29 protein-coding genes are annotated in these 26,511 nt (G+C 58.5%); 16 read left to right on the plus strand and 13 right to left on the minus strand.

The annotated features are described in order from the left end of the window. Nucleotides 1–33 precede the first annotated feature (33 nt). Complete coding sequence (locus VB780_RS08865; RefSeq protein ID WP_323350775.1) at nucleotides 34–516, plus strand: nucleoside deaminase; 483 nt, start codon at nucleotides 34–36, stop codon at nucleotides 514–516. A gap of 77 nt (nucleotides 517–593) precedes the next feature. Here VB780_RS08865 and VB780_RS08870 read toward each other — a convergent pair whose 3' ends face one another. Beyond that, nucleotides 594–938 (minus strand): hypothetical protein, encoded by a 345-nt coding sequence (locus VB780_RS08870; protein WP_323350776.1) that lies wholly within the window; start codon nucleotides 936–938, stop codon nucleotides 594–596. Nucleotides 939–1,186: 248 nt separating this feature from the next. Here VB780_RS08870 and VB780_RS08875 point away from each other — a divergent pair, with 248 nt between their 5' ends. Both VB780_RS08875 and VB780_RS08880 read left to right on the plus strand, forming a co-directional pair. Then, on the plus strand, nucleotides 1,187–1,693 hold the full coding sequence (locus VB780_RS08875; RefSeq protein WP_323350777.1) for a hypothetical protein: 507 nt from the start codon (nucleotides 1,187–1,189) through the stop codon (nucleotides 1,691–1,693). 244 nt (nucleotides 1,694–1,937) lie between these two features. After that, nucleotides 1,938–2,684, plus strand: coding sequence for a hypothetical protein (locus VB780_RS08880; RefSeq protein WP_323350778.1), 747 nt, complete (start codon nucleotides 1,938–1,940; stop codon nucleotides 2,682–2,684). Here the strand turns inward: VB780_RS08880 and VB780_RS08885 are convergent. Both VB780_RS08885 and VB780_RS08890 read right to left on the minus strand, forming a co-directional pair. After that, a complete protein-coding gene (locus VB780_RS08885) occupies nucleotides 2,674–4,224 on the minus strand; it encodes a GTP-binding protein (RefSeq protein WP_323350779.1) in 1,551 nt (516 codons plus the stop codon). The genes VB780_RS08880 and VB780_RS08885 overlap by 11 nt on opposite strands. Before the next feature lie 129 nt (nucleotides 4,225–4,353). Further along, the gene (locus VB780_RS08890; RefSeq protein ID WP_323350780.1) at nucleotides 4,354–5,040 is read right to left on the minus strand and encodes a GAP family protein; all 687 of its coding nucleotides are present in this window, start codon (nucleotides 5,038–5,040) and stop codon (nucleotides 4,354–4,356) included. Between the two features lie 151 nt (nucleotides 5,041–5,191). On the opposite strand from VB780_RS08890, the gene VB780_RS08895 reads away from it, so the two are divergent. The 3 genes from VB780_RS08895 to VB780_RS08905 all read left to right on the plus strand — a co-directional run bounded on the left by VB780_RS08895 (nucleotide 5,192) and on the right by VB780_RS08905 (nucleotide 7,514). Further along, a complete protein-coding gene (locus VB780_RS08895) occupies nucleotides 5,192–5,623 on the plus strand; it encodes a hypothetical protein (RefSeq protein WP_323350781.1) in 432 nt (143 codons plus the stop codon). Between the two features lie 97 nt (nucleotides 5,624–5,720). Then, on the plus strand, nucleotides 5,721–6,245 hold the full coding sequence (locus VB780_RS08900) for a hypothetical protein (RefSeq protein ID WP_323350782.1): 525 nt from the start codon (nucleotides 5,721–5,723) through the stop codon (nucleotides 6,243–6,245). A 12-nt stretch (nucleotides 6,246–6,257) separates the two neighbouring features. Continuing rightward, complete coding sequence (locus VB780_RS08905) at nucleotides 6,258–7,514, plus strand: mechanosensitive ion channel family protein (RefSeq protein ID WP_323350783.1); 1,257 nt, start codon at nucleotides 6,258–6,260, stop codon at nucleotides 7,512–7,514. A 10-nt stretch (nucleotides 7,515–7,524) separates the two neighbouring features. Here VB780_RS08905 and VB780_RS08910 read toward each other — a convergent pair whose 3' ends face one another. After that, nucleotides 7,525–8,487 carry a 3'(2'),5'-bisphosphate nucleotidase gene (locus tag VB780_RS08910; protein ID WP_323350784.1) on the minus strand — a complete coding sequence of 321 codons (963 nt, stop codon included), beginning with the start codon at nucleotides 8,485–8,487 and terminating at the stop codon, nucleotides 7,525–7,527. Between the two features lie 79 nt (nucleotides 8,488–8,566). After that, nucleotides 8,567–9,427 (minus strand): PfkB family carbohydrate kinase, encoded by an 861-nt coding sequence (locus VB780_RS08915; RefSeq protein ID WP_323350785.1) that lies wholly within the window; start codon nucleotides 9,425–9,427, stop codon nucleotides 8,567–8,569. A gap of 145 nt (nucleotides 9,428–9,572) precedes the next feature. Between VB780_RS08915 and VB780_RS08920 the strand changes: the two genes are divergently transcribed. Continuing rightward, nucleotides 9,573–9,758, plus strand: coding sequence for a hypothetical protein (locus tag VB780_RS08920; protein ID WP_323350786.1), 186 nt, complete (start codon nucleotides 9,573–9,575; stop codon nucleotides 9,756–9,758). Then, entirely contained in the window at nucleotides 9,758–11,005 is a 1,248-nt protein-coding gene (locus VB780_RS08925; RefSeq protein WP_323350787.1) for an MFS transporter, read from the plus strand. Before VB780_RS08920 ends, VB780_RS08925 begins: the two co-directional genes overlap by 1 nt. A gap of 43 nt (nucleotides 11,006–11,048) precedes the next feature. Here the strand turns inward: VB780_RS08925 and VB780_RS08930 are convergent, their stop codons facing one another. Beyond that, nucleotides 11,049–11,840, minus strand: coding sequence for an IS5 family transposase (locus VB780_RS08930; RefSeq protein WP_323350788.1), 792 nt, complete (start codon nucleotides 11,838–11,840; stop codon nucleotides 11,049–11,051). Between the two features lie 228 nt (nucleotides 11,841–12,068). Here VB780_RS08930 and VB780_RS08935 point away from each other — a divergent pair, with 228 nt between their 5' ends. Further along, entirely contained in the window at nucleotides 12,069–12,365 is a 297-nt protein-coding gene (locus VB780_RS08935; protein WP_323350789.1) for a DUF2442 domain-containing protein, read from the plus strand. Nucleotides 12,366–12,432: 67 nt separating this feature from the next. Here the strand turns inward: VB780_RS08935 and VB780_RS08940 are convergent, their stop codons facing one another. Further along, nucleotides 12,433–13,044, minus strand: coding sequence for an Npun_F5749 family FMN-dependent PPOX-type flavoprotein (locus tag VB780_RS08940; protein WP_323350790.1), 612 nt, complete (start codon nucleotides 13,042–13,044; stop codon nucleotides 12,433–12,435). Between the two features lie 98 nt (nucleotides 13,045–13,142). Here VB780_RS08940 and VB780_RS08945 point away from each other — a divergent pair, with 98 nt between their 5' ends. The 4 genes from VB780_RS08945 (at nucleotide 13,143) to VB780_RS08960 (ending at nucleotide 17,514) form a co-directional block, all read left to right on the plus strand. Further along, entirely contained in the window at nucleotides 13,143–14,270 is a 1,128-nt protein-coding gene (locus VB780_RS08945) for a calcium/sodium antiporter (protein ID WP_323350791.1), read from the plus strand. Between the two features lie 30 nt (nucleotides 14,271–14,300). Then, nucleotides 14,301–15,890 carry an Hsp70 family protein gene (locus VB780_RS08950; RefSeq protein WP_323350792.1) on the plus strand — a complete coding sequence of 530 codons (1,590 nt, stop codon included), beginning with the start codon at nucleotides 14,301–14,303 and terminating at the stop codon, nucleotides 15,888–15,890. Nucleotides 15,891–16,063: 173 nt separating this feature from the next. After that, nucleotides 16,064–16,972, plus strand: coding sequence for an AEC family transporter (locus VB780_RS08955; protein ID WP_323350793.1), 909 nt, complete (start codon nucleotides 16,064–16,066; stop codon nucleotides 16,970–16,972). A gap of 293 nt (nucleotides 16,973–17,265) precedes the next feature. Next, nucleotides 17,266–17,514, plus strand: coding sequence for a hypothetical protein (locus VB780_RS08960; RefSeq protein ID WP_323350794.1), 249 nt, complete (start codon nucleotides 17,266–17,268; stop codon nucleotides 17,512–17,514). A gap of 206 nt (nucleotides 17,515–17,720) precedes the next feature. On the opposite strand, the gene VB780_RS08965 is transcribed toward VB780_RS08960, so the two are convergent. Together VB780_RS08965 and VB780_RS08970 are read right to left on the minus strand one after the other, a co-directional pair. Beyond that, the gene (locus VB780_RS08965; RefSeq protein WP_323350795.1) at nucleotides 17,721–18,467 is read right to left on the minus strand and encodes a glycoside hydrolase family protein; all 747 of its coding nucleotides are present in this window, start codon (nucleotides 18,465–18,467) and stop codon (nucleotides 17,721–17,723) included. A 149-nt stretch (nucleotides 18,468–18,616) separates the two neighbouring features. Next, nucleotides 18,617–19,801, minus strand: a complete 1,185-nt coding sequence (locus VB780_RS08970; RefSeq protein ID WP_323350796.1) for an NAD(P)H-quinone oxidoreductase subunit H — start codon at nucleotides 19,799–19,801, stop codon at nucleotides 18,617–18,619. 100 nt (nucleotides 19,802–19,901) lie between these two features. On the opposite strand from VB780_RS08970, the gene rsmH reads away from it, so the two are divergent. The 3 genes from rsmH (at nucleotide 19,902) to VB780_RS08985 (ending at nucleotide 21,519) form a co-directional block, all read left to right on the plus strand. Continuing rightward, on the plus strand, nucleotides 19,902–20,774 hold the full coding sequence (gene rsmH / locus VB780_RS08975) for a 16S rRNA (cytosine(1402)-N(4))-methyltransferase RsmH (RefSeq protein ID WP_323350797.1): 873 nt from the start codon (nucleotides 19,902–19,904) through the stop codon (nucleotides 20,772–20,774). A 202-nt stretch (nucleotides 20,775–20,976) separates the two neighbouring features. Continuing rightward, nucleotides 20,977–21,165 (plus strand): hypothetical protein, encoded by a 189-nt coding sequence (locus VB780_RS08980; protein ID WP_323350798.1) that lies wholly within the window; start codon nucleotides 20,977–20,979, stop codon nucleotides 21,163–21,165. 144 nt (nucleotides 21,166–21,309) lie between these two features. Continuing rightward, nucleotides 21,310–21,519 carry a hypothetical protein gene (locus VB780_RS08985; RefSeq protein ID WP_323350799.1) on the plus strand — a complete coding sequence of 70 codons (210 nt, stop codon included), beginning with the start codon at nucleotides 21,310–21,312 and terminating at the stop codon, nucleotides 21,517–21,519. Between the two features lie 160 nt (nucleotides 21,520–21,679). Here VB780_RS08985 and VB780_RS08990 read toward each other — a convergent pair whose 3' ends face one another. From VB780_RS08990 to VB780_RS09005, 4 genes are all read right to left on the minus strand, one after another. After that, a complete protein-coding gene (locus VB780_RS08990; RefSeq protein WP_323350800.1) occupies nucleotides 21,680–22,969 on the minus strand; it encodes an FAD-dependent hydroxylase in 1,290 nt (429 codons plus the stop codon). A gap of 125 nt (nucleotides 22,970–23,094) precedes the next feature. Continuing rightward, on the minus strand, nucleotides 23,095–23,826 hold the full coding sequence (locus VB780_RS08995; protein ID WP_323350801.1) for a Uma2 family endonuclease: 732 nt from the start codon (nucleotides 23,824–23,826) through the stop codon (nucleotides 23,095–23,097). 46 nt (nucleotides 23,827–23,872) lie between these two features. Further along, nucleotides 23,873–25,006, minus strand: coding sequence for a glycosyltransferase family 1 protein (locus tag VB780_RS09000; RefSeq protein ID WP_323350802.1), 1,134 nt, complete (start codon nucleotides 25,004–25,006; stop codon nucleotides 23,873–23,875). Nucleotides 25,007–25,100: 94 nt separating this feature from the next. Next, nucleotides 25,101–26,255 carry an NAD-dependent epimerase/dehydratase family protein gene (locus VB780_RS09005; protein ID WP_323350803.1) on the minus strand — a complete coding sequence of 385 codons (1,155 nt, stop codon included), beginning with the start codon at nucleotides 26,253–26,255 and terminating at the stop codon, nucleotides 25,101–25,103. Between the last annotated feature and the right edge of the window lie 256 nt (nucleotides 26,256–26,511).

Below are 26,511 nucleotides of genomic sequence, written 5' to 3' on the forward strand. Positions count from 1 at the left end.
ACCATTGCTTACAAATAATTACGAATTAAACCTATGAATGAGCCTACCTCTACACAGATAGTTCAGAATCTACGACGGACAAACCAGGTAGCCCAGTTGGCCATGGTCCAGGGGCACCACCCCTTTGGGGCGATTTTGGTGGCCTCTGACCATACCACCGTGCTGCTAGAGCAGGGCAATATAGATACGGTAAACCACGCCGAATCAACCCTGATGCGGCGGGCCTACGCTGAGTTTGACCCCGGTTTTTTGTGGGGCTGCACGCTTTACACCACGGTTGAACCCTGCGTGATGTGCGCCGGGGCGCAGTACTGGGCTAATGTGGGGCGGCTAGTTTACGGTGTTTCAGAGCAGATGCTGCTGGGGCTGACGGGCAACCATGCCGCAAACCCCACGCTAGATGTGCCCTGCCGCTATGTGTTTGAGCGGGGGCAAAAGGCGATCGCAGTCTGGGGGCCAATCGCTGAGGTAGAAGCAGAAATTGTCGCCCTTCATCGCGGTTTTTGGAGTCAATAATCCATGGCTCTAGGCTTGAAGCGAACAGCCAACCGATGAACTGCTCGATATCTCCCAATACCGCCACCAGTCTGCCTCTAAAATGGCAGTCGCCCAGTGGCCAGCAGCCTATAGCCAAAGGTCATACCCAGCATCGAAACAAAGAAATGCCAGAGGCTGGTGGGGTTGAGCACGGCCCGACTGCTGACAAAAACGCAGAGAATGCCACCGGCCACAAACACCCAGCCCAGTTGTTTCATCAAACCCAGGGGCATAAAAACCAGCAAAAAGATGCCGCCAAACAACAGGAAAATCGATAGATCAGCGGCAATACCTCGCCACCAATAGGGGCTGACATTGGTGGTAAAAAAAATGTTTTTACCCAAAAAATAGATACCCAGCAGCATTAGGGCCAGACCAACAATTTGAATCAGAAGTCGCATAGGGAATGAGTTGACAGTTCAGTAAATGGAGAAGCCGCTCCGTCGCGCTCTCTGTCGCGCTATAGATGGCGACCACACGATGCCACAGTTGAGGGCATCTCTTTTCCTACAGCGCTATGGGCGGCGATTCCGGACGCAGCTGAGGCTAATACTGCACAAAACTGCACAAAGTTCTCTACCCCATGGTCGATACGGCAGCTTTTGTCGGCTTGATACATTACGACCATATCCCCATTCGGTGGAAGGCCATGAGACTTAGACTTTTAAGCTACGTAGGTGGTTTGGGGCTGATTGCTGGTGCCCTGATGTGGCCCAGTGTGAGTCAGGCTCAGGGGTTTTGCTATCTAATAAACGCCGAGGGCCGGGTGGTCAATCTAGATGACCTCTGCCTTAGCGACGATGAGTCTGAAACGCTGCCCGCCCCCAATGCCAGCGATGCTTCAACTGAGCCTCAAGATAGTTCATCGACCTCTGAGACCAGGAACTACACCATCACAAGCCCCGCCGCTGTACCTGGTTCTAGCGCCACTCCTGCCCAACCCAACGCAGACCCTGCCGATCCAGATTCCCCAGAACCTACGGAAGAATTTCCTGAAGAACCATCCTCTGAGGCTACACCTGCCGAGCCGAGCGATTCTACGGATCAGAACGATCGCCTGGATATTCCGGTGAGGGAAATTGAGACGCCTGAGATACCTGAAATACAGACTCCTCGACAGTCAGATTCTACCGATAGCGACACCGATACGCCTTAATTTCGCCGATCGCCCCAGACTAGGGGGAGGCGTGAATCTTCTTCAGCCTGCTAGCTAAGAGGACGCTTGAAAAGCGATTTGCTGTATTTTCAGTCATCTGCTGATCCCCCCTGCCCCCCTTAAAAAGGGGGGTTGAAATTCTCCTTTTCTTGAGGGAGATTTAGGGGGATCTTCACGTTTGCTGCAAGAAATAGAGCTTTTCAAGCGTCCTCTAAAGCATGGCGGTAACCTATTTCCTCTTATTATGGGAAGTTCTTCAGATTTGCAGCATAGAGCGATCGCCGTTCACCATCGCCTCTGTGTCAAATACGGCTGCCCTATTCCCTATTTTCACGCCCTCGATCCGCTGAGTGAGCTGGTGTCTTCGCTGCTGTCTCACCGCACCAAAAACCGGGATTCGGGTCGCGCCTTTAAGCAGCTAGTGTCTCAGTTTCCCACCTGGGTGGCAGTGCGGGATGCGCCCACGGAGTTAGTAGAACAGGCGATCGCCCCCTGCACCTGGCCCGAGCAAAAAGCACCCCGCATTCAGCAGGTGTTGCGGTTGGTTGGGGAGTTGACCAACGGAGAATGGTCGCTCGATTTTTTGAAGGATATGCCGGTAGTCAAGGCGCGGGCCTGGCTGGAAGCGCTGCCCGGAGTTGGGCCAAAGACCAGCGCGGCAGTGCTGTGCTTTAGTCAGCTACGGGGTCGGGCGCTGCCGGTAGATAGCCACCATCACCGAGTAGCCCAGCGGTTGGGCCTGATTCCTAAAACGATGGCGGTGGGGCCATCCCACGTTGCGTTGGCAGGGTTTTTGCCCGACGAGTGGGACGCGCAGCAGGTCTACGACCACCACGAGGTAATGATGCTCCACGGTCAGCGGTGCTGCTTTTATAAAAATCCGAGCTGCGATCGCTGCATGGTGCTCGATCTGTGCCCCTATGGGCAGGAGAGACGCGAAAAAAACGAAGAATTAAGAACGAAGAACGAAAAGGGACTGTCTACGGGGTGATCTTGGCTCTGAGTTCGGCTTTGATGCGGTTCAAAATAGAAGCTTCGTCGAGGCCGTCGAGAATTTCGCCGATTACGGCTTTGGGGCCGTTTGGCCCCCAGGTGGCCCCGTTGGTGAGGTAGGTTTTGGTAATCTGGCCGATACCGTAGGTGGCCAGACCGGCGACACCGCCCTGGGCCAGGGCCACGGGAATGTAGGGGGCGATCGCTAGGCCACCCGTCGCGATCGCCGACACCCCCAGCATGCCCTTGAGCGAACTCAGCCCCAGGGTAATCACCAGCTCGCTGATGGTGATGCCGCCCAGGCCCAGGGCGATCTGCTGGAGCAGTTTGAGGGCGGCGGGGCGGGTCATGGGCAGACCGTAGAGCCGCGACAGGTTGAGAATCAGCATGACATCGATGACGGTGCCGCCAATTAAATCCGCCACGGTGATCGGGTTGAGGGCGACGGCGACGGCTTTGATCATGGTGGCGTTCCAAACGGTGTCGTCGGCGATGCGATCGCAGATCTGCCGCTTGCGCTCCAAGATTTCGGCGCTGACACCCTCGGCATACATCAGCGTGTTGAGCGCCACCAGGGCTTTGCCTTCGCGGTGCAGAATATCGAGAATTTTGAGCTTGAGATCATCGACCTGGGGCTGGGCGCGCACGGTTTTGTAGGTCGTTTCGCCGCCGGGTTGGGCAACGGCCTGCACCGCTAACGGAGAAGCAGCCGCCATGACGATTTCGTCGGGAGAGATCAGGTCTTGCAGGCGGCGATCGCGCAGGGTTTCGTAGAGGGTCTGGCGATCGGCCTCGGGGAACTGGTCAACTTTGTTGAACACCAGCAGCATCGGCTTGCTGGCCTGGCGCAGAGCTTTCAGCGCCTCATACTCCACCCGGGTAATGTCGCCCGCAATCACAAACAAAATTAGATCGACCTGCTCGGCGATGCGGCGGGCTAGAGCGGCGCGGTCTTCGCCATCTACTTCGTCGAGGCCGGGGGTGTCGATCAGCTCAATGCGCGACTGGCCGACGCTTTTGAGCGAAACCCGCAGCAGATCGGGCAGGTCGGGCGCGAGGGATTCTCGGCTAACGGCCCAGGCGCTGCCTTCCACCACCTGGGTGACGCCGTGGGTGACGCCAGTGACAAACACCTCCCGACCCATCAGGGCATTGAGCAGGGAAGATTTGCCGCGCCCCACCAGCCCAAAGGCGGCGATGTGCACCACCGTATTCTCGAGCTTATCCTTGAGCCCTTTGAGGTTTTGCAGCGCTTCTTCTACCCCGGCCTGCTCGCGGGGGGTGAGGTTGAGGCGCTGCACCAGACCACCCAGGGCTTCCTGGGCGCGGCGGTAGTTGTGGTCGTCTTGCAGGTCTTGAAAGTCGAGCACCAGATCGCCCAGCTCTTGCTCCACGGCCTCCCAGGTGGCGGGGTCGGCGGCGGGCAGCGCTAGGGGAGCGCCCTGCACCGTAGCGACGAATTCGCCCAGTTCGGCCTCAACCTCTTCCCAGGTGGGGTCTGGCTCAGGAATTGACAGGGCGTTGTCGGAAGCGGGCATGGAGAGAGGGGGTGAGTGGGCGGGTGGGTGAGGGGATGGGGAAGGTGGGGATGTTTTAAGGATAGCGAAGGGAGGGGGTAGGCGTGGAGCGGCTTCCCGTAGGGTGTTGGTGGGGAGCGGGTGGATTTACTAGGGGATAGCCCAAAGGCCGCTGAGGCCAGACTGCAAGAAGAGCAGGCCAAACACCAGAGAAACGCCGATCACAATGGGGCGGTTGTAGGCGGTTAGCCAGGCTGAGGCGCGATCTAAAATCGCTTTGGATCGCTGGGGAATGAGCAGGCGCAGGGCCAGGGGCAGCAGCAGTAGCGACTGGGCCAGAAGGATGAAGATCACATAGGCGATCGCCCCACTCTGCAACCCTAGCTGCGCGGTGGCAATGGTGGCCAGGGCGCTGAGGGTAAACACCCACAGTTTGATAGCAATTAGGGGAAGAGTTAGGCCAATGCCCAGGGCTTGCCAGGGGGTGGCGCTGTCGATCGCAGTCAGCCATTTGGGGGGCGGTTCGTCGGGGTCGGGCTGTTTGCGCCACTTTTTGTAGGCGGCTACCAGCAGCAGAATACCAAGCACCAGCAGCAGGGTAGCCACCACTGGCCCCTTGCCTTCTTCCCCGCCAGAGGCGGCGACGGATTCGCCCAGAAGTAGCCCAAAGGCCGCGCCCTGGAGCAGGCGGGTGAGGGTCATGCCGCCCACGTAGGCGATGCCTTTGAGCAACCCCTGGTTGGGGCTTTGCAGCAGCAGCAAGCCGATAATAATTTGCAGCGGCACCAGGGCGCTGCCGAGAATGTAGGGCAACAGCGCAACGATCATGCTTCCCATAGATTTAGCACACTCCGCTAGGGGGACACTGGCTGCTCCCTGGGCCAAAGGCAGGCTAGCCCGACTTAATGTTGAGACACATAATCCTATGCCGGGGCGCTAGGGGGTACAAGATCTGTTTAGAGGATGTATCAATTGGGGTTTCTCGATCATGGCCTCCCTCCCTCCCAGCCGAGACATTGAGCGGTTAAGGGTGCTGGCGATGCTGCACTACGTGGTGGCGGGGCTGGTGCTGGCCGTTACGCTGATGTCCCTCATCTTTGTAGTCGCCGGGGGCATGGTGTTGCTGACCCCAGAAAGCGTGACCAGCGGCGATAGCGAGCTGCCGCCCTTGGCCGCAGGGCTGATTTTTGTGGTGATTGGCGGAGCGCTGTTTCTCTACGGGCTGGTGCTGGCGATCGCGCTAATTGTCTCGGGCGGCTGTTTGCGGCGGCACAAACACTACTGGTTTAGCGTCGTAGTGGCCTGTGGAGCGCTCCTGTTTACGCCCCTGGGCACAGTGCTAGGAGTGGCAACGCTGGTCGTGCTGCTGCAAGAGTCGGTACGCGAGCTGTATGGAATTATCCCCAGTAGCCCTCCCTAAACGGTTGGCCTGTTGGCCCTAACTGTTTGCAATTTAACTTGACACTTTGGGTTTAAGGGTTAACTTGTGTTGAAACGCTTGCGGAACGATCCGTCTTATGCACAAACTTCGTCCCTGGATCCGAGCCCGGCTGCTGCGCCAGGCTGTCGTAGCAGGTCTTGCCCTGCTTCTGGTGGTTTTAACCAGCCCAGCACTGCCCTCAACCAGCGCCCTGGCCCAGTTTCTGCCTATTCCCTCGTCGAGTGGCAGCAGCGAAGCGCTGCCCGTTAATGTCGAGCGGAGTGGCAAGTTAGAGGCGGCGTGGGTGCAGATCGACGGCCAAGAACTGTTTCGCATTGCGTCACCCGCCGTGTTTAATCGGGCCGAGGTAGGGAGCCAACTGCCGGTGGAAATGAGGGCGCGACAGGTAGAAGCCAACCTACAGCGCCTGTTTCCAAACGATCAGTCGTCGGCCGCGCCGCTCAACCCTGAAACCCTGGAAGTGGTTGTCAAAGACATTGATAATTACCCGGTTTTATTTGCCCAAGATGCCAGCCTGGCCGAGCCCAGGGTGTTGCTGACGGTGACCGATGCCGATGTGCAGTACCATTCGGCCCCCAGCAAGCAGGCGCTGGCCGAGTAGTGGCAGGGCATTTTGGTTCAGGAACTGCGCCAGGCTGTGGCCCAACGCCAGCCTGCGGCCCTGCGGCAGCAGTTCGCCTCAGTAGCCAAGGTGGTGGCGGCAACATTGGTTTTAAGCCTAATTTTGTTCGCTATTCGGGTTTGGCTGGGGCGTTACGAGCATCGGCTGCACCAGCGCCGAACGGCGGAGTCGGCCTTAATTGAGGCCCAGCTGCACGAGGCCAGAGAGACAGACCCTCCGCCCCATGGCCATCAAGATCCGCAGCTGCGCCATGGGCTGTACCAACACCTCAAGCTCGAACACCAGCTCCAGGCGGTGCGGCTGGTGCGATGGCTGCTGTTTTGGGGGATGGCGTCGCTGTGGGCGCTCAGCATTGCCTACAGCTTGAACCTGTTTCCTCAGACCCGCCAGTTTGCCCAAAAAATGGTGCTGGCCCCGGTGGTAATTTTGCTCACCTGGTTTGTGGTCGGGCTGAGCGATCGCCTGATTAGCCTAGCGGTCGATCGGTTCATTCAAAAGTTCGCCAAGGGGCAGCCGATGACCTCGACCAACCTCCAGCGCATCCACACGATCGCCCAGGTAATCAAGGGCGTCAAGACGGTGGTGGTCTACATCATTGGCCTGATCTGGGTACTGCAGTGGCTCAGCCTAGTGCCGGGGTCGGTGCTGGCCCTGGGAACGCTGGTTGCCTTGGTGCTGTCGTTTGCGGCCCAAAACCTGGTCAAAGATCTGGTCAACGGCTTTTTGATCTTGCTGGAAGATCAGTTTCGGATTGGCGACGTGATTATGGTGGGCGATATCGACGGCTTTGTCGAAGACCTCAACCTGCGGGTGACCCAGCTGCGCAACCCCGCCGGAGAGCTCATTACCCTGCCCAACAGCTCAATCACCCACGTTCGCAACATGACCCGCCACTGGTCGCGGACCACCATTGATGTGGAGGTGGCCTACAACACCGACGTCAACCAGGCGCTGGCGGTGGTGCGCGAAACCGCTGATGAGCTGGCCGCCGACCCGGAGTGGGGGCCGCAGATTCTAGACACCCACGAATTCTTTGGGGTGCAGGAGATTTCCCACAGCGGCATTCTGATTCGAATCTGGATTAAGACCATTCCGCTGAAGCAGTGGCTGGTGTCGATGGAGTTTCGCCGACGGCTGAAGATGGCTCTCGATCGCCACCACATCGCCATTGGCTCGCCCCGCCAGGTGTGGCTGCGGGAGGATGTCGGTGCGCCAGAATCGTCTCGACCGATGTACAGCCTTGATTAGGTTTGGTTCATTACTCCGCCAGCGCCTTCAGCACCGCATCGTGAATGGCACCGTTGCTGGCGACGACGCCAGGGTTGTTGGGAAAGCGGGCAGCACTGGCAAAATCTAGCGGTTTGCCGTGCATGTCGGTGACGCGGCCCCCGGCTTCTTCGACCACCAGTACTCCGGCGGCGTGATCCCAGATTTTTTCGCGGTAGTCGGGGGTTTTGGGGGAGGGCAGGCGCAGGTAGAGGGCGGCCTGACCGGCGGCGACGGCAGCGTACTTGGCCTGGCTATCCATGCGAATGGAGGGGATGGTAATGCCGACCGCCTGGGCCACCTGCCCCTGCTGGCCGAGGTCGCCGTGGCCCGACTCGACACTTTCAACCAGGCGCAGATGGTCGGTGTCGTCTGCGGCGGTGACCTTCAGCGGCTGAGAGTCGCCGCCAGCCAGGGGCATCATTACGGTGCCTTCCCCACGCACGGCAAAGAAGAGCAGCCCGGTTTCGCCGCCGTCAAAGCTGAGGAAGGGACAGCCCAGCACCCCCACTTTGATGTCGCCGTCTTCGACTAAAGCCAGGGCGATCGCATACTGGTCGCCGCGCAAAAAGCCCTTGGTGCCGTCAATGGGGTCAAGGGTCCAGTAGCGGGGGGCGACATCGCCGTTGCCGTGGTCGATCCAGCTCAGCACGTCGCTGTTGGTGGCGCTGGGGATGGCCTGCTGCACCTGGGCGGTAACGGCGGTAAGCACAGCGGCGGCCTCGGGCTGGCGCAGGTCGGTGGTGTCTTCTTCACCCACCACCGGGTCGCTGGGGAAGGCCTCGGCCAGGGCTTTGCAGATCAACGCCTGAGCCCCGTAGTCGGCAATGGTGACGGGGCTTTTGTCATTCTTTTCAATGGCGGCGGGGACGAGGCCCTGGCGCACGGCTTCACAGAGCTGGGCGGCCTGAGTGACGGCGGCGATCGCGGTTTGTTTTTCCTGGGAGTAGGGCATGGGTGAGGGTGTGTGTGGTGAAGGATTTGGGGGAGTAGGGGAGTGAGGGAGTGGGGGAGTGGGGGATTACAAGAGAGCACTATAGCGGTTGGGGGGCGTTCTCGATCCAGGTGCGGGGGCCGAAGTGGCGGCAGCTCTGAGCGGCGATCTGGGCGGCGTGGGTCAGGGATTCAGGGAAGGGCATGTGCAGACGGTAGTGGCAAAAAGCGCCGTGGAAGATGTCTCCGGCTCCGAGGGTGTCTTGGACGGTGACTGGGGGGACGGGTAAGGTGCCCAGGGTGCCGCGATCGCAAAACTGGATGGGGCTGGGGCCGTGGGTGATGGCGACTTCGGGAATGCCCTGGGCGCTGAGGGCCGCTAGGGTATCAACCCGGTTGGGCCAGTGAAATTTGGCGGCGGCGATGACGCTGGTGGCGAGGGGTAGGACACTATCGAAGCCGGGCTTCCAGCTGCCCGCGTCTACAACGATGGGGATGGTTTGGGCTTGGGCGGCGATCGCGATGGTGTGACTGGCGGCCATCTGATGGCCGTCGATCAAAACAATATCGACAGCGGTGAGCAGGGTCTCTGGACGCGCGGCAGGGTCTGCCTGGCGACCGACGGCATTGCGGGAGACGACGGCGCGATCGCCCGTGGCGGCGGTAACCAGAATGGTGGAGAGCGGCGGCGGCGATCGCAGTTGGGGGCTAAAATCCACCATCTCGACGCCGTAGGTCGCCAGGTCTGCCCGAATTAGAGCGGCCAGGGGATGCTGCCCCAGGGCACCGAGCAGGATCGCCCGATTGCCCAGGGCGGCAAAGGCGATCGCGGCGTTGGTGGCTGGCCCGCCTGCTACCAGCAAACTCTCCTCAGCGACAATTTTTTCATCGCTGCTGGGCACATGATCGACGCGGTAGATGCAGTCGAGGGTGATTAGCCCAACAAACAGTCCGGTGGCCATGGGGATAATTCTCTCGACAGATTCTAATTGGCGGCGGCGGGCGGTACGCTCAACAGCATAGATCTAGCCCTGGGTGTAAGGTGAGGAATGCGATCGCCCGGTCTTTCGCCCGTTTTCCAGATTTTCTCGTTTTATTGCACTAATAATGGCTGATACTCTACCCCTGACCTACTGGCCCATGTTCTTGCACTGCCTGATTGGGCTGGTGGCCGCCCAGGTGGCCCAGCGCAAGGGCTACGACCTGAGTGTGTGGATGCTTTGGGGGATGGTGGGCGGCACGGTGGCCCTGGTGGATGCCGTGCGGCGACCCCAGCGGTTTTTAGGCCAATGATGGCTTTAGTGCAGCGCTGGCTTAAGGGATGGCTGCCCAACCTTGACCCCCGCGTGTGGATTTTGGCGGCGGGACGGTTGCTGTCGCAGGTGGGCATTGGCTTTACGCTGTTCTACGCGCCGATCTTTTTTACCGAGCAGGTGGGCCTGACGGCGACTCAGGTGGGCCTGGGCATTGGCCTGGGGTCGGTGGCGGGCATAGCCGGACGATTTTTGGGCGGGTCGATGGCCGATTCGCCGACAGCGGGGCGGCGACCCACGCTGCTGGCTTCGGCCCTGGTGTCGGCGGCGGCGGATGGCGTGCTGCTGCTGGCCAACGACTTTTGGATATTTTTGGCGGGCAACCTGCTGATGGGGTTTGGGGTGGGGCTCTACTGGCCAGCGGCGGAGTCGGTGGCGGCGGATATTACCACCCCCGAACAGCGCAATGAGGCCTACGCCCTGGTGCGCCTGGCCGATACCCTGGGCCTGGGGATCGGGGTGATTGCTGGCGGGGCGCTGATCTCGTTGACTGGGGCCTACCGGGCGCTGTTTGCCATCGACGGGGTGACGTTTTTACTGTTTTTTGCCATCATCTACGTCGCCATTGCCGAGACTCGCCCGGCAGGTAACCCGCCGCGATCGCTCTTTCAGGGCTGGGGCCACGCCCTAAAAGACACCACCCTGATGGTCTACGCCGTGGTGAATGTGCTGTTTACCGGCTACCTGGCGCAGATTCAAAGCACGCTGCCCCTCTATCTCAATCGCTTTGGCGGGGGGCAGCAGGGGGTCAGTGAGGGGACGCTGAGCCTGCTGTTTACCGGCCATGTGGTGCTGGCGGCGATCGCCCAGTTGCCCCTGGCCCGTGCTCTCAATCGCTTTCGCCCCGCCCAGGGGCTGATGGTGTCGGCGCTGCTGTGGGGAATAGGGTTTGGCCTGGTGTGGCAGTCGGGGACGGGGGATTTTCCTTTGGTGTGGGGCGGGCTGGCCCTGGGGGTAATGGCCCTGGCGATGGTGGCCTACACGCCGATTGGCTCGGCGCTGGTAGCGGCGATCGCCCCCGAGACCCTGCGCGGCGTCTACCTCTCGGTGAACTCCATGTGCTGGGCCGTGGGTTATCTAATCGGCCCACCCCTAGGCGGCTGGGCGCTAGATCAAGGGGATGCGACGGCCCACGGCTTTTGGCTGGAGCTGATGGTGACCGTGGTGCCCGCCCTGGCGGTGTTGATGTGGCTCGATCGACGGCTGCGCCGCTTAGCGCGTTCCTAGCGTCAGCTAAGAGGACGTTTGAAAAGATCTGAGGGGTCAAAAATCATGCCAACCGCCTGACCATAATACGGATCATGGCCAGGTAGATGAGGGTCTCTGAGGTTTCCGGTAACAGTTCATAATCTCGCACCAAGCGTCGGCACCCCATCAGCCAACCGAGAGTACGCTCCACCACCCAGCGTTTCTTGAGTAGCACGAACCCTTTCGTTTGTTGGGGTCGCAACACGACTTGGAGAATCCAACGACAGGTATCCATGACCCACATCATGAAAGCAGGGCCATCAAAGCCCCCGTCGGCCCAAATAACGGTCAGTCTTGAGATGGCCGAACCCATCGCTTTGACGCGATTGAGGAGTTGCTTACCGCCCTCGCGTTCGGGCACATTGGCAGCCGTGACCAGCACCCGCAGCACCAAGCCTAGGGTATCGACGCCCAGAAACCGTTTGCGTCCCTTAATTCGTTTGCCCGCATCATAACCAACGGCCTCGTACACCATCGCTGCGCTTTTCACGCTCTGACTATCGATGACGGCTTCGGAAGGCTGAGGGTGTCGGTCTTGCTCAATCCGTATCCACTCGCGTAAGTGGTCATGAATGACGACCCACGTACCGTCCTTGCGCCAGTTACGAAAGTAGGTGTAAACCGTCTGCCACGGCGGAAAGTCTCCCGGCAAGGCCCGCCAACGACACCCTTCTACCAGAAGATACAGGATGGCATTGAGCACCTCCCACAGATCCACTTCTCGAGGTCGTCCGCCCGGTTTGGCCTCAGGCAGTAAGTCACTCAGGAGTTCGTATTGGGCACGGGTTAAGTTGCTGAGGTAGTCTTTACTCATAGCCTCACTCCGGCGTTGCTGACATCTATCTGCAACTTACACGGAGTGAGCTTTTTTACCCACTGACCGACTTCTCAAACACCCTCTAAGAAATGACAGGGATAGCTGTGGCATTCTTGCCCAAATCAAAATTCAGAGAACTTGCGATAATGGGATCACTGGCTACTAACCATAAGCTCTCAAGAGTACAGTTAAAACAAATTGAAACGCTTATTGAGGAATATTCTGATGATTTCAGAAACGCATGGAGTCGTTACTTTCAAAACAGAAGTTAGCAATATCTCAGTCAACGGCTTATGGTTGCTTTGCCACGACCAAGAATATTTTCTGCCTTACGAAGAATTTCCCTGGTTTAGAGACGCACCTGTTAAACATATATTTCATTTAGAAGAGCCGCATCCGGGTCATTTGTATTGGCCTGATCTCGATGTTGATTTGTATTGGCCTGATCTCGATGTTGATTTATTGCTTGAAACTATTCAGCATCCAGGGCGGTTTCCCCTGATCGCAGCCAACGAATCGTAGGATGCTGTCATCCGATCTTCTACGGCGCAAATCTTCTGCACTAGCGCCGAATGAACACCATAAGACGTCAGGGATTCACCGCTTTGATCTGCCAGGTGCCGTCGGATTGGCAATCATACAGAGTGCGGTTTTGCGGATCGCCGCGCAGCTCCAGATGGTCAACCTGGTCAGGCGTTAGCAGCACCAGGCAAAATTCAGCGGGGGGTGTGGCCTGAATTCCTTTAGGCGAAAAGTTGGCCCCGGCGGTGCGGGTCTGGGCTGGGTGAGGCCAGTAGAACTGCTGGCGGGAATTGTTAGAGAGGGCTGCCCAAGAATTCTGCCGAGCTTGGGTAAGGCTAGTCTCTTCTTCAGCAGCAGTAACGATCTGGATGGAGCCTGCCAGGCGAAACTGTTCGCGGGTGTCGGTAAAGTACCAGCAGGCTTCGGCCCAGGGGTGGGCGGCGATGTCGGCGACCTTGGCGCTGCGCCGGTCGGTGATCAGGGTGAGGGTGTTGCTGTCGGGTAGCCAGCCGCGAAACACCACGGTGCGGTTGGCCGGGCGGCCCGCCGGGGTTACCGTAGCGAGCTGAAAATAGCGGCTGTAGGGGCGGCTGCGGTTGCGGTGCAGGGCGCGGGCCAGGGGACTGCGCCAGGGGGCCAGGGCGACGGCGGACAACAGAGATGGATCAGAATCAGACATACTGGAGGTTGGCCTTATTGCCGTATGTGTCAGGTCGAAACGTTCCTGGCCTAGGCGGGGGCGTTATAGCAAAACGTTTACTGAGTGAGCTTGCACCCATGACTGTTGCCATCCTATTGCTAATTGCTGGGGGAGGGCTGTTGCTAGTGGGGGCTGAAGCCCTGGTGCGGGGAGCCTCTAAGCTAGCAGCGCTCTTGGGAATTTCGCCGCTGATTATCGGCCTCACTATTGTGGCCTACGGCACCAGCGCTCCGGAGATGGCGGTGAGTGTGCAGTCTAGCCTGGCGGGTCAGGGCGATATTGCCCTTGGCAACGTGATTGGCAGCAACATTTTTAATGTGCTCGTGATTTTGGGCCTGTCGTCGCTGGTGGCACCGCTGCCGGTGGCCCAGCAGCTGATTAAGCTAGATGTGCCGATTATGGTGGGCATTTCGGCGCTGCTGCTGTTCTTTTCCTTTGATCACCTGCTACAGCCCAGCGACGGCATCATTTTGTTTATTGGCGGGGTCGTCTACACGCTGTTTTTGGTTTACCAGAGCCGTAAAGAAACCAATGCCGAGGTGCAGTCGGAGTACGACCGGGAGTATGGCCCTACCCCCGTGGGGCGCACGACCTGGGTCACCAACCTGGTGTTTATGGGCGTTGGGCTAGTGGCGCTGGTGGTGGGGTCAAGGCTGTTTGTGACCGGGGCGGTGAGCATTGCTCAGTCGCTGGGTGTGAGCCAGCTGGTGATTGGGCTGACCATTGTGGCGGCGGGTACGTCGCTGCCGGAGCTGGCTACCTCTGCGGTAGCAACGTTTCGGGGCGAGCGCGATATTGCCGTGGGCAATGTGGTGGGCAGCAATATTTTCAATATTTTGACGGTGCTGGGGGTGACGGCGGTGACGTCTGGGGTGGGCATCAGCATTCCCAACTCGGTGCTGTACTTTGACCTGCCGGTCATGGTGGCGGTGGCGCTGGCCTGTCTGCCCATTTTTCTCACCGGCAACGTGATTTCGCGCTGGGAGGGAATGCTGTTTAGCGCCTACTACGTGGCCTATGTCACCTACCTGATTTTGCGGGCGGCTGACCATGCCCAGCTGGGGCTATTTAGCCAGGTGATGCTGCTGTTTGTGATGCCGCTGACGGTGGTGACGCTGGCGCTGGTGGTGATTAAGTCGAGGCCGGGCGATCGCCCGGCGGCAGAAAAGAAGGCTCAGCTTCCTAGCGATACCCACTCTCGGTAGGATGGGTAGCATCCTTGTTTGTCTGCACCCATGGCCTTAGCGGTTGATTTTGGCACCAGTAATACCGTCGTTGCCCGCTGGAATCCGGTTTCTGAAAGCCCGGAAACCCTGGCCCTGCCGGGGCTGAGTTGGCAACTGGGGCAGGGGCCGTCGCTAGTGCCCAGTTTGCTCTACGTTGAGAAGCCCCAGGCCAATGGGGTGGTGGTGGGGCAGGCGGTGCGCGATCGCGGCCTCGACATCCCCACCAATCCCCGCTTTTTCGCCAACGTGAAGCGCGGCATTGGCACGCCGCTCCAGGGCTTTTTGCCCGATATCGACGGCGAATCGCTCTCCTTTGAGCAGCTGGGGGAGTGGTTTCTGCGATCGCTCTTAACCCAGGTGCGCGCCGTGGCTGGGGAAGAGGACAGCCTGGTGCTGACGGTGCCGGTGAACAGCTTTGAAGCCTACCGCCTGTGGCTGGGGGATGTGGCCACCGCCCTAGACTTCAAAGAAGTGCGGCTGATCGATGAGCCCACCGCCGCCGCCCTGGGCTACGGCTTAACCGGAGAGCAAACTCTGCTGGTGCTTGATTTTGGCGGCGGTACCCTCGACTGGTCGATGGTGCGGCTGGTATCTCCCGTCAAGCAGCAGCCCGTCGGTTTTTTGCTCAAATGGCGGGGTCAGGGAGCCGACCAGATCAGCGCCCAAAAACCTGAGGTGGCAAGAGTGCTCGCCAAAGCGGGCGAAAACCTGGGTGGTGCCGATATTGACCACTGGTTGGTCGAGCACTTTGCCGGTCAGGGAATCCCCGGTGGGGCGGTGGTGCAGCGGCTAGCCGAGCGGCTCAAGATTGCGCTTTCCGATCAACCTGAGGCGGCAGAAGCCTACTTTGACGACGAGACCTTTGACACCTACGACCTGGCCCTGACCCGCGACCAGTTCGAGGAAATTCTGACTCAGAACCAGTTCTTTGAACGGCTGGAGAAGGGGCTGACCCAGGTGCTTCAGCAGGGGCAGCGCCAGGGCATTGACCAGGATGCGATCGACGCGGTGCTGCTGGTGGGGGGCACGGCGCAGATTCCGGCGGTGCAGCAGTGGGTGAGGTCGCAATTTGGGGCCGAAAAGGTGAGGTGCGATCGCCCCTTTGAAGCGGTGGCCCAGGGAGCCCTGCAAATCGCCCAGGGCCTGGCGGTCGAAGACTTTCTCTACCACAGCTACGGCATTCGCTACTGGGATCGGCGCAACAACCGCCACGGCTGGCACCCCATTCTCAACCAGGGCCAGCCCTACCCCATGGGCGCGCCGGTTGAAATTACCCTGGGCGCTTCGGTGGAAAAGCAGCCCAGCCTGGAGCTAATTATTGGCGAGCTAGGGGCCGCCAGCACCCAGACGGAGGTATATTTCGAAAATGGTCGCCTGGTGACGCGCCAGCTGGGCGGCGATGCCCCCTCGGTGCAACCGCTGAACGATCGCGAAGGAGCCCGCACGATCGCCCAGCTCGACCCGCCGGGATTTCCGGGCAGTGATCGCTTGCGGGTGCTGTTTAAGGTGGATAGCGATCGGCTGCTGCGCATCACCGTCGAAGACATTCTCACCGGAAATACGCTGCTGGATAATGAAGCCGTAGTGCGGCTGAGCTAGTTGAATGCTAAAGGTTACAGACAGGTTTGCTCAGCAATGCAGACCCGCGATCGCTAAGCCCGGTCACCCAGCGAGTAGCTATAGTTTTGTTGGGGGTATTGTGGGTGAGGATCGATCAAGATTGCGCCAGGGTTTTGGCGTACTGTTTGGGGTGTAGTGCAGCGGCGGGCCTCATGTTTATTCAACTTTTGCCGCTGATTTTGGTGGGCTGCCTTGGCTATGGACTCAAGCGAGCTGGGGTACTAGGCCCGGGTGACGCTAAGGCGATCGGTACGTTGCTCACCCATCTGGCGCTGCCCGCCGTCATTCTCAAGGCGCTGGCGACCGCCTCAATTACTTCTGAGCTGGTGTACCTGCCGCTGTCGGCGCTGATAGTGGTCCTCGGGCTCACGCTCATTGGCCTGGTGGCCATTCGCGGCCTGGGATGGGAAAGGGCCAAGGCCGGGGCATTGATGACCACATTCCCCACCTTTGAAGGCGGGGCAGTGGGCTACCCGCTGATGCTGCTGGCCTATGGCGAAGTCGGGTTGAGCCGCATCGTACTGTTTGACCTGGCCCAGGCGGTTTACCTGCTGACGGTGGTGTATAGCCTCTCTGCCTGGTTTGGCCAGGCGGGGGTGACGGCCCGCGCCGTGGCGCTCAAGCTCGGGCAGACGCCGTTTTTTTGGGCGATCGTGCTGGGGTTGTTAATGAACAGCCTGGAAATTACCCACCCGGCGCTGCTCAGCCTGCTCGATATTGTGGGGGGCAGCTTTTTACTGCTGGTGCTGCTGCTGGTGGGGATGGAGTTTGAGGTGCAGATGGCGGGGCTAGGGGAATATGGGCTGGTGGCTCTGGCCAAAATTAGCTGCGGTCTGGGCTTGGGCTGGCTGGCGGCGATCGCCTTTGGCCTAGAGGGGGTAGAGCGCGCTGCCGTACTGCTGGGTGCAGCGCTGCCCCCCAGCCTGCTGACGCTGTTTTTTACCCAAGAAAACGCCTTAGACAGCCGCTTTGCCAGCGGGTTAATTTCTGTGGCGATACCACTGTACCTGGCGGCCATGGTGCCGCTGTTGGCGGTAATCACCGATCCTGGGCCTGGCTAAACTAAGCCACAGGGGGTGGGTAAGGGGTGAATGGGCGACTGTTCACCTCGGAGCGTCAAAAGACTGGGTAGCTAAGCGGCGATCGCCCATCTCAGCCCAACCCGTTGCAGCCCCAAGGCCATCGGGGCTAGGCTCTGATGATTAATTTCATTATCAAGGGATACTCAGAATTCTCAGAGAGGGTTTAAGGTTCGCTCAGAGTCGCATCAGCACCCTTTCAGTCGCCCCCAGCACTATGGAACTCAAGTTGATGAATTCAACAAACCTTTTGAGTTCTAAAGGAGCTAAACACTATGAAACGCACCGCCCTCTTTATTCTGACCGCTGCGATCGCTGCTGCCACTGTCTCTCCCGCCGTTGCCGCCACCAACTTCCGCGAGCTGCGCCAAGAAAATCTGGAGAAGTCTGCCGTAAACTTCGATCAACTGCGCGACGAGAACCGTGACAAAGCCGACTTCGACCAACTGCGCAATGAGAACCGCGACAAAGTGGATTTTGAAAAGCTGCGGATTGCCAATCTCGATAAGTCCAACGAAGGCTAGATTCGCTGCGATCGCTCCAAAATGTCCCTAACGGCAGCCTGAGTCTTTAGAGGATAGAGCGAAACATCCGCCGCTTTTTGCGGAATGGCATCTTTTCGCTCTGTAGCTCTCTTTGGCAAAGTTGAAGTTGAGTCACCCTGCCCCCCGGTATGCGCATACCGGGGGGCAGCGGTTTTTAAAGGGTTCTTGGGGCAAGGGATCTAGATCTAGGGAACTTGCCTAGATAGCGTCAGCGAAGCCTGGCCGGAGGCAGATTGCTCTAGCTCTTCTTTTAATAAGTTGTCGTAAATGCGGGGTAAGCGGGCGGTCATGCTGTTGGACTCGATGCCGTAGCCGAGGCTGGTCCAGGTGCCCGAGAGGTGGCGCAGCACCTCATCTAGGCGATCGTCGCGCAGGGCAGTGGGAATATCGAGATTCCAGGCCGAGGCATCCTTCAGCCAGTGGTAGACCACTAGATCCTGAGATTCGGGGTCGAAGCTGTAGTCACCCCAGCTCCCAAACCAGCTAGACGGCTTGGGATGATACTGGCGAGCTTTTTCTTGCCAGGTGGTGGTCAAAAACTGATAGCGTCCGGCAGCGGTGGTGCATTGGCCTTGGTTAGGCCCGTTAACAATTTCAATGCAAATATCGGGGTGGCGGTTAAGCTGCTGCACCACATCGCCGCCGTAGAGAACGTTGTAGGGCTGATTGGTGTTTGACTCGGCGGCAGAAATTGTGCGCATCAGGGCGCGAATGTAGGGGTCACCCCCGGCCATGGCCAGCGGTTCGGGATGGCTGACCCACACGGTTTCTTGAATTTTCCGCAGTGAGGGACGCGGTAAAGACTGCACCCCCAACGTGCCGATGCCCAGCAGTAGCAGCACGACAATGACAACAGCTCGCCGCTGCTTGGCCTGCTGAATGCGGCGCTGCCGGGCGAGACTACGAGATGGGCTAGAGGGCAGTGAAGTCACAGGCGACAAACTGATTCATGAACAGAGGGGCTAGCAACGACTAGCCCAGGTGGAGGACAATTGCCCTCCACGATCCTCTAGGCAGTGCAAAATCTGAGCCATCGCTATGGTAGTCCATCGGCTCACGCACCTGCTCTGGGGTGCGGCCCCTATCGGTCTACCGACCCCATAATCACGTCGATACTGCCCAAAATAGCCATAATATCGGCCACTTTTACCCCTTTCAACAGGTGGGGCAAAATTTGCAGGTTGTTGAAGTCAGGGGCGCGAATCTTAAACCGCCAGGGAAAGATGTTGTCGTTGCCCATAATAAACACGCCCATCTCGCCCTTCCCGGCTTCTAGGCGCACATAGTGCTCTCCAGCGGGAATTTTGAAGGTGGGAGCAATCTTTTTGCCGATGAACTGGTAGTCAAAGCTGTTCCACTCTGACTTGGGGCCTTCGGCCATGCGCTTGGCTTCTAGGTTTTCGAAGGGGCCACCGGGCAGGCCGGCGCAAGCCTGCTTGATGATTTTGACCGACTCGCGCATTTCGCGAATACGTACCTGGTAGCGAGCCATGCAGTCGCCAGCGGTTTCGTACTGCACGTCCCAATCGAAGTCGTCGTAGCACTCGTAATGATCGACCTTGCGCAGATCCCACTTGACGCCGGAGCCGCGCAGCATGGGGCCAGACAACCCCCAGGCGATCGCCTCGTCTCGGGTAATGGTGCCAATGCCCTCAATCCGGCGGCGAAAGATCGGGTTGTTGGTAATGAGCTTCTCGTACTCATCGACCTTGGGCAAAAAGTAATCGCAGAAGTCTAAACACTTGTCGACCCAGCCGTAGGGCAGGTCGGCAGCTACCCCGCCAATGCGGAAGTAGTTGTTGTTGATCAGGCGCATGCCCGTGGCGGCTTCCCACAGGTCGTAGATCATCTCGCGCTCGCGAAAGATGTAGAAGAAGGGTGTCTGGGCACCCACGTCGGCCAAGAAGGGGCCAAGCCACAGCAGGTGGTTGGCGATGCGGTTCAGCTCCAGCATGATGACGCGGATATAGCTGGCCCGCTTGGGCACTTCAATGTCGGCCAGCTTCTCGGGGGCATTGACGGTAATCGCTTCGTTAAACATGCCCGCCGCGTAGTCCCACCGGCTGACGTAGGGCACAAACATAACGTTGGTGCGGCTTTCGGCAATTTTTTCCATGCCCCGGTGCAGGTAGCCAATCACCGGCTCGCAGTCGAGGACGTCTTCGCCGTCGAGGGTGACGATGAGTCGCAGCACCCCGTGCATGGAGGGGTGGTGAGGCCCCATGTTGAGCACCATGGGTTCTGTCTTGGTTTCAATGATTGACATAGGGGCTACCCAATCGTCGAAGGCTTGTTGTGCTGTATCTTTGAGTATCTTAATGGGTATCGCCTAACTTGGCGATACAAAGCAGGGATTGAGATTACCAATGGCAGAACCAGAGTTTCACCACGTACCGGTGCTGCCCGAGGCGGTGATCGAGGGGCTCAACATTCAGCCCGGTGGCCGCTACTTAGATGCCACGGCGGGGGGCGGGGGCCACAGTCGGCTGATTTTAGAGGCCGACCCTACGGTCAGTTTGGTGGCGGTAGATCAAGATGGGGCGGCGATCGCCGCCACCCAAGCCAACCTGGCCGAATTCGGCAATCGCGTCACCTACTGGCACGGCAACTTTGCTGAGTTCAAGCCCACGGGTGACTCCTTCAGCGGCATTCTCGCGGATCTGGGGGTGAGTTCGGTGCAACTCGATGTGGGCGATCGCGGTTTTAGCTTTCGCCAGACCGCCCCCCTCGACATGCGCATGGATCTGCGCCAAGACCTCACCGCTGCCGACATCGTCAACCACTGGGATGAAACCGAGCTGGCCAACTTGATCTATACCTATGGCGAAGAACGGCTCTCGCGCCGCATTGCCCGCAAAATTGTCGATCAGCGCCCCTGGCAGACCACCACCGACCTGGCCGAGGCGATTTTCCACTCTGTGCCGCGCAGCTATCGCTATGGTCGGATTCATCCGGCCACCCGCACCTTTCAGGCCTTACGCATTGCGGTAAATCAGGAGTTGAACGTATTAGAAACCTTGCTCAAGGCCGCCCCTAACTGGCTCGCCCCGGGTGGACGGCTGGTGATTATCAGTTTCCACAGTCTAGAGGATCGCCTGGTTAAGCACAGCCTAAAAGATTCCCCCGACCTCAAGGTCATTACTAAAAAGCCCGTGATCGCCACCGAGACCGAAGTGAGCCAAAACCCTCGCGCTCGCTCGGCCAAGCTGCGGGTAGCCGAACGCATCGTGGCGCTGTAGCCCATAGGTATAAAAGCGCGATCGTTACGTTTATTGATGAAGAATTTACCCTAAACGTAGCTGAGGTAACAATCTCGAAACCCAGGGTAAAGATTAAAATCAATTCGCAAGAAAAAGACTTACCTCACAGTTCCTTCATATAGGATTAAAAAGTAGGAAAAGGTTCCTGCTCAATTTTTAATCCTCACTATAAGAAACCACAATGAACACCCTGAGCGACAAAGGCTACTGCTTTTCTGTGCTTCCTGGTACTCGCGACCATCGAGGCTTTTTTGTCCAAGATACGACCTATGAACTGGTCGATGTCAGTGCAGCGGGCTGGGCGCGCATTTGTTTAGACAGCGCAGCGTGCTACTACGTAGATCCTGCTAATATCAAAGCCTTTTGTTAGGTTTTCCTGTAGTTAATTCAGCCTTGATTTCTGACTCTAGGTAGGGTTTACACCAGCTAGGTCTGGGCTTTGCCTTTGGTTTGAAATCGTGTGTGAGGAAATCGTTACGCCACCAATAATTCTTACGACAGGTCGCTAACCACCATGAACGCTGCAACCCGAATTTTTTCTGTCTATGTGTCTGATTTTGCCATTGAGCTGCGGGATGATGGCAATCAATATTCCGGTGATGGGCGATTGGTTTGTAGGCAGCGTAACTACGATAGTCTGTTTAAGTTTGCCAAAAGTATGGCTCTAAATTACGCCATTCCCCTGCGAGACTATACTCGTTCAGAAGCCCAATACCAGTATTAATTGGGCCGGGCATTACATCGTTTCATGGGGCATACTCATGCCGCATCTGAGGAAAGGTTCACTACCATTGCAGCCCTCCAAAACTGGAGGGCTGCAATGGTAGTGGATGGCTAGATATACCAATCTATTGGGGAAAATTCAAATTTTCCGCTGACTCAGACTAGCCGAGCCTTTGCCGCCCCAGATGGGCGAGCCGGGGTACTCGCCCCAGACGGCCGGTCATCAGCCGTAGGGCCAGGCGCTTGAGCGGGGGAATGTGGCTGAGTGCCCAAAGCCCGCTGCGTCGCAGCACCACAATGGGCCACAGCTGGTTCGAGAAAATGCGGGTGAGCCCGTCCGTAAAACTGAGAATGACCCAATTTTCTAACCGTCGCCAGCGTTCGTAGCGGCGCAGCACGGTGAGGCTGCCCAGGTCTTGGCTCTGCTGGTGGGCGGTGGTCAGCACTTCTGCCAGGGCAGCGGCATCGCGAATGCCCATGTTGAGACCTTGCCCACCTACGGGGTGGCAGCTATGGGCGGCGTCGCCCACCAGGGCCAGGCGGGGTAAAACGTAGCGATCGCACTGCATCAGCTGCACCGGAAACATCGCGGGCGCGGTCAATCGCCTGAGCTGCCCCATCTGGCGACCGTAGCGCTGCTCTAGTTCGGCCATAAACTCGGCTTCGGGCAGGTGCAAAATAGCCTCGGCCTCGGCGTGGGGGGCCGTCCACACCACCTGGCAGCGCTGGCCGGGCAGGGGCAAAATGGCGAAGGGGCCACTGGGCCAAAAGCGCTCGTAGGCAGTGTTTTGGTGGGAGTGCTCGGGGGCGAGCACCGCCGTGACGCAGGACTGCCGGTAGCGCCAGCCAAAGCTGCCAATGCCCGATCGCTGCCGCAGAAAAGAGCCCTTGCCGTCGGCGGCAACAAACAGGGGCGATCGCACCGTCACGGTGCCCTCAGACGTACTCACCGCCGCTACAGTGCATTCCCCCTGGTCGTGAATTTCCCCCAGGGTGGCCGAGCAGAGGTAGTGAATGTTGGGGAAAGTCGCGATCGCCCCCTGCAATGCCGCCATCAGCACCCCGTGCTCGGCCCCGTAGTAGACTGCATCGGTGCCCAAATCGCTGGGTAAAAACCGCACGACCTTGCCGTAGTCGCCATCGGAGAGCTGCACCTGGTCAAAATGACAAATATGTGGTCCAATCTGCGACCATAGCCCCAGCCCCTTAAAAATATCCGCTGAGGTGAGCGAAAAGGCGTAGGCCCGCTGCCGCGAAGCTGCCGCTGCCGCCGTTTGGGCCTCAACTACCACGATTTGCATGCCGCTGTCGCCCAGGGCTGCTGCCAGAGTCAGCCCCACAATGCCCCCGCCGACAATGGCCACATCCACCGTTAGCTCCGATGGTTGACTCCTTAAATTGGGCTGATTGGACGGAGCGGGAGACAAAAATTGCGGGGTGGAGGTAGTCATGGGAGCGGGTATTTGCCGTTGCTGTAGCTTTATTCTGGCGTGATGCTCTTCAAGAAATCAAGATCAGTCAGTACCTTCAACGGTTGGCGCTCAATCATTTCTGCCCGCCGCGTCAGTCAATGGGGCTACTCCTCTGGCTCTATGCCCGCCGCTCGGAGCTGAGCCGCTAAACGCTCGGCTCGCTGCCGTTCTTGCTCAGCCCGCTGATGCTCCCGTTCTGCTTGTTCTTTACCCCAGGGAAGCAGCTCGCCGCGATCGTTCCACCAGCGCAGCCAGTAGCCAGTGCGATTTTCGCGAGTGCCCTGCCAAACGCCCAGGGCTAGACCCAGCTGATCGATCCAGAATCGCTGCTGGTCGTCGGGTGAACGAAGTTTGTATTGGCCAGCATCGTTGAGCCCGTAAGCTTCTAGTAAGCCACTGTCGGGTTCAAAAATAATGTAGTTAGGTACTCGCAGCACCTGTTCGTAGAAGAACCACTTGCCGGGGGGATAGGTAGGCTTGATGGAATACTCGCCACCCTCGGTAGCAGAGAGAAATTCTATCACCACAGCGGGAAGGTCGCCTTGCAGTTGTGGGGTATAGCTGCGCGTCACCTCATCTCGCGGCACCCGAATTTCGGGCACATAGCCCCAGTCGGGAGCTTTGACCACGGTTCTGCCGTTGACGGTGGCGCACAGGCCGTAGTTGGTCATCACCAACGACTGAGCCGGTAAAAGCTCAGCCAACTCCAGGCTTTCAGTTAGGGCGGCGGCCAGGGCAGGCTGGTTGATATTATCCACAGGCTCGGCGTCCAGGACAAAATCATCGGGTAATTTTTCCCAGGTCACTACCCAAGATGATTGAGGAGCTGCGACCATAGCCAACCTCGCAAACAGTGCGGCTTGAACCTATAGTTTAGGAGACCTACGCGGCCATGGGCAGCGATCGCTGCGCTAGCACCTGCCGATAAAACTGCTGAAGCTGTCGAGTGGCGGCGGCCCAGCCCCACTGCTCGGCCTCGGCGACGGCGTTGCGGCGCATCAGCTCGCGTTCGGCCTTGGCTTCGATCAGGCGGCGGGTAGCCACGATCGCCCCTTCCTCATCTGTCGGGTTAAACAAAAAGCCGTTGACGCCGTCGGTGACAATGTCAGGGATGCCGCCAGAGTTGGCCGCCACCACCGGGCAGCCCGCCGCCATGGCTTCCAGCAGCACCAAACCTAGGGTCTCGGTGCGGGAGGGGAAGACAAAGGCATCGGCGGAGGCGTAGGCTGAGGCCAGATCTTCCCCTCCCAAATAGCCGACAAAGTTGGTGAAGGTACCTTCAAAGTGGGTCTCTAGCTCGGCTCGGTAGGGGCCATCGCCCACCAGAGCCAGCCGCGCACCGGGGATAGCCTGGAGCACGGGCTTGATGCGATCGATTTCTTTTTCGGCGGAGAGGCGACCGATATAGAGCAGTAAGGGGGCTTCGGGGTGGCCCTGGGAGAGGCGATCGCGCATCTCGGCACTGGCTAGCTCTGGCCGAAACAGCTCGGTATCAACTCCGCGCTGCCACACTTCAATGTTTTCCACACCGTGCTCCGACAGCTCGGTCTGCATGGCAGTAGAGGTGACCAGGTTGATCTGGGCCTGGTTGTGCATGGCCTTGATCAGCTCCCACATCACGCCTTCGAGCATGCCCAGGCCGTAGTGCTCTAGGTATTTGGGCAGGTGCGTGTGGTACGACGCCACCAGCGGCAGATCTAGAGTCTTGCTGTAGTAAATGCCCGCCAGCCCGAGGACTGCCGGGTTCACGACATGGACTAAATCAGGCCGAAAGTCTTCTAGCGCTTCGCCAATGGACGGGCGCGGCAAAGCTAGCTTGAGCTCTGGGTAGAGCGGCAGCGGAAACCCCGATACCCCGTGAATTTTTGCCCCCCGGTACTCGGTTAAGCCCCCCTCGGGGGAAAACACTAAAACCTGGTTACCCTGGCGCTGCAAGTGATCAACGGTGTGCTTGAGACGGGTCACAATGCCGTCTACTTTCGGCAAAAAGGTCTCGGTGAAGAGAGCAATCCGCATAACAATTGAGGGGGGCTAAGGAAGATGATTGAAAAGAGAAGAATAGACTTGTAAATAGGCCAAAATCACAGCGTGATTTTGGCCTATTTACTCACTAATCGCGTCGCCACTGAACTTTGGGCAGAATCTGGTTCTTATCAACGCGATCTTTGTACTTGACCGCGAAGTTGAGCAGGCTGTCGAGCAGCGAGTCAGACAGCAGGTGGGGCTGTAGACCGAGTTCTAGCAGGTTGGTGTTTTTGGCGTTGAAGTAGTGCTCTTCGGCCTCGACGCGGGGGTTATCAATGTGGTCGATTTCTACATCAACGCCCAGGGTAGTGCCAGCTTTTTTCACCATCATGGCCAGGTCGCCGACGCTAAACATTTCGGTGAACTGGTTGAAGACGCGGAAGATGCCGGGGTCGCCGGGGTTGGCGATCGCAATTTCCACACAGCGCACGGTATCGCGAATGTCTAAGAAAGCACGAGTCTGGCTGCCCTTGCCATAGACAGTCAGGGGGTGACCTACCGCCGCCTGTACACAAAAGCGGTTGAGGGCGGTGCCAAACACACCGTCGTAGTCGAGGCGGTTGATTAGCAGCTCATCCATGCCGGTCTCTTCGGTGAGCACGCCGTAGACCACGCCCTGGTTGAGGTCGGTGGCGCGCAGGCCCCACACCTTACAGGCGAAGTGAATGTTGTGGGAGTCGTGCACCTTGCTCAGGTGGTAGAAAGAGCCGGGCTGCTTGGGGTAGGGGAGGGTGTCTTTGCGACCATTGTGCTCAATGGTGATGTAGCCCTCTTCGATGTCGATGTTGGGGGTGCCGTACTCGCCCATGGTGCCCAGCTTAACCAGGTGGCACTTGGGGAAGTGGTCGCGCAGCACGTAGAGCAAGTTCAGGTTGCCCAGCACGTTGTTGGCCTGGGTCAGCACGGCGTGCTCGCGGTCGATCATCGAGAAGGGGGCCGATCGCTGTTCGCCAAAATGCACCACCGCACCCGGCTCAAACTCAAGCATCGTCTCCTCTAAAAAGGAGTAGTCGTTGATGTCGCCGACGTAGAGGTCAATGTGCTTGCCGGTGAGATCTTTCCAGCGCTGGAGGCGGCTTTGGATGGGCGCAATGGGGGTCAGGGTCTCGATCTGAAGCTGAGCATCCCAGTGGCGACGCACCAAGCTATCAAGAATCCCGACTTCGTAGCCACGATTGGAGAGGTATAGGGCGGTTGCCCACCCGCAATAGCCGTCGCCGCCAATTACAAGGACTTTCATATCAATGCTTCATTCTCTTTGCCGATACCAAGACAATCTACCAGGTTTGGAGGCCCTGTAAACCACTGAATCAAAGATTGGGGGATCGGAAAGATTTTTTTACAGAAGACAAATTGAGCCTCAACTTAAGGCCGTTCCCACAGTGTTGGGGTTTTCCCAACTGGCGGGCCGAACCGAGCCACAACTGCTCCACAATTTGGGAATACTCAGCTAAGCTAACTGTTAGTTAAACTAACTATTAGTTGAGAGCTCATCT

This window comes from Leptolyngbya sp. CCNP1308 (assembly GCF_034932455.1).
Classification (GTDB): Bacteria; Cyanobacteriota; Cyanobacteriia; order Phormidesmidales; family Phormidesmidaceae; genus Nodosilinea.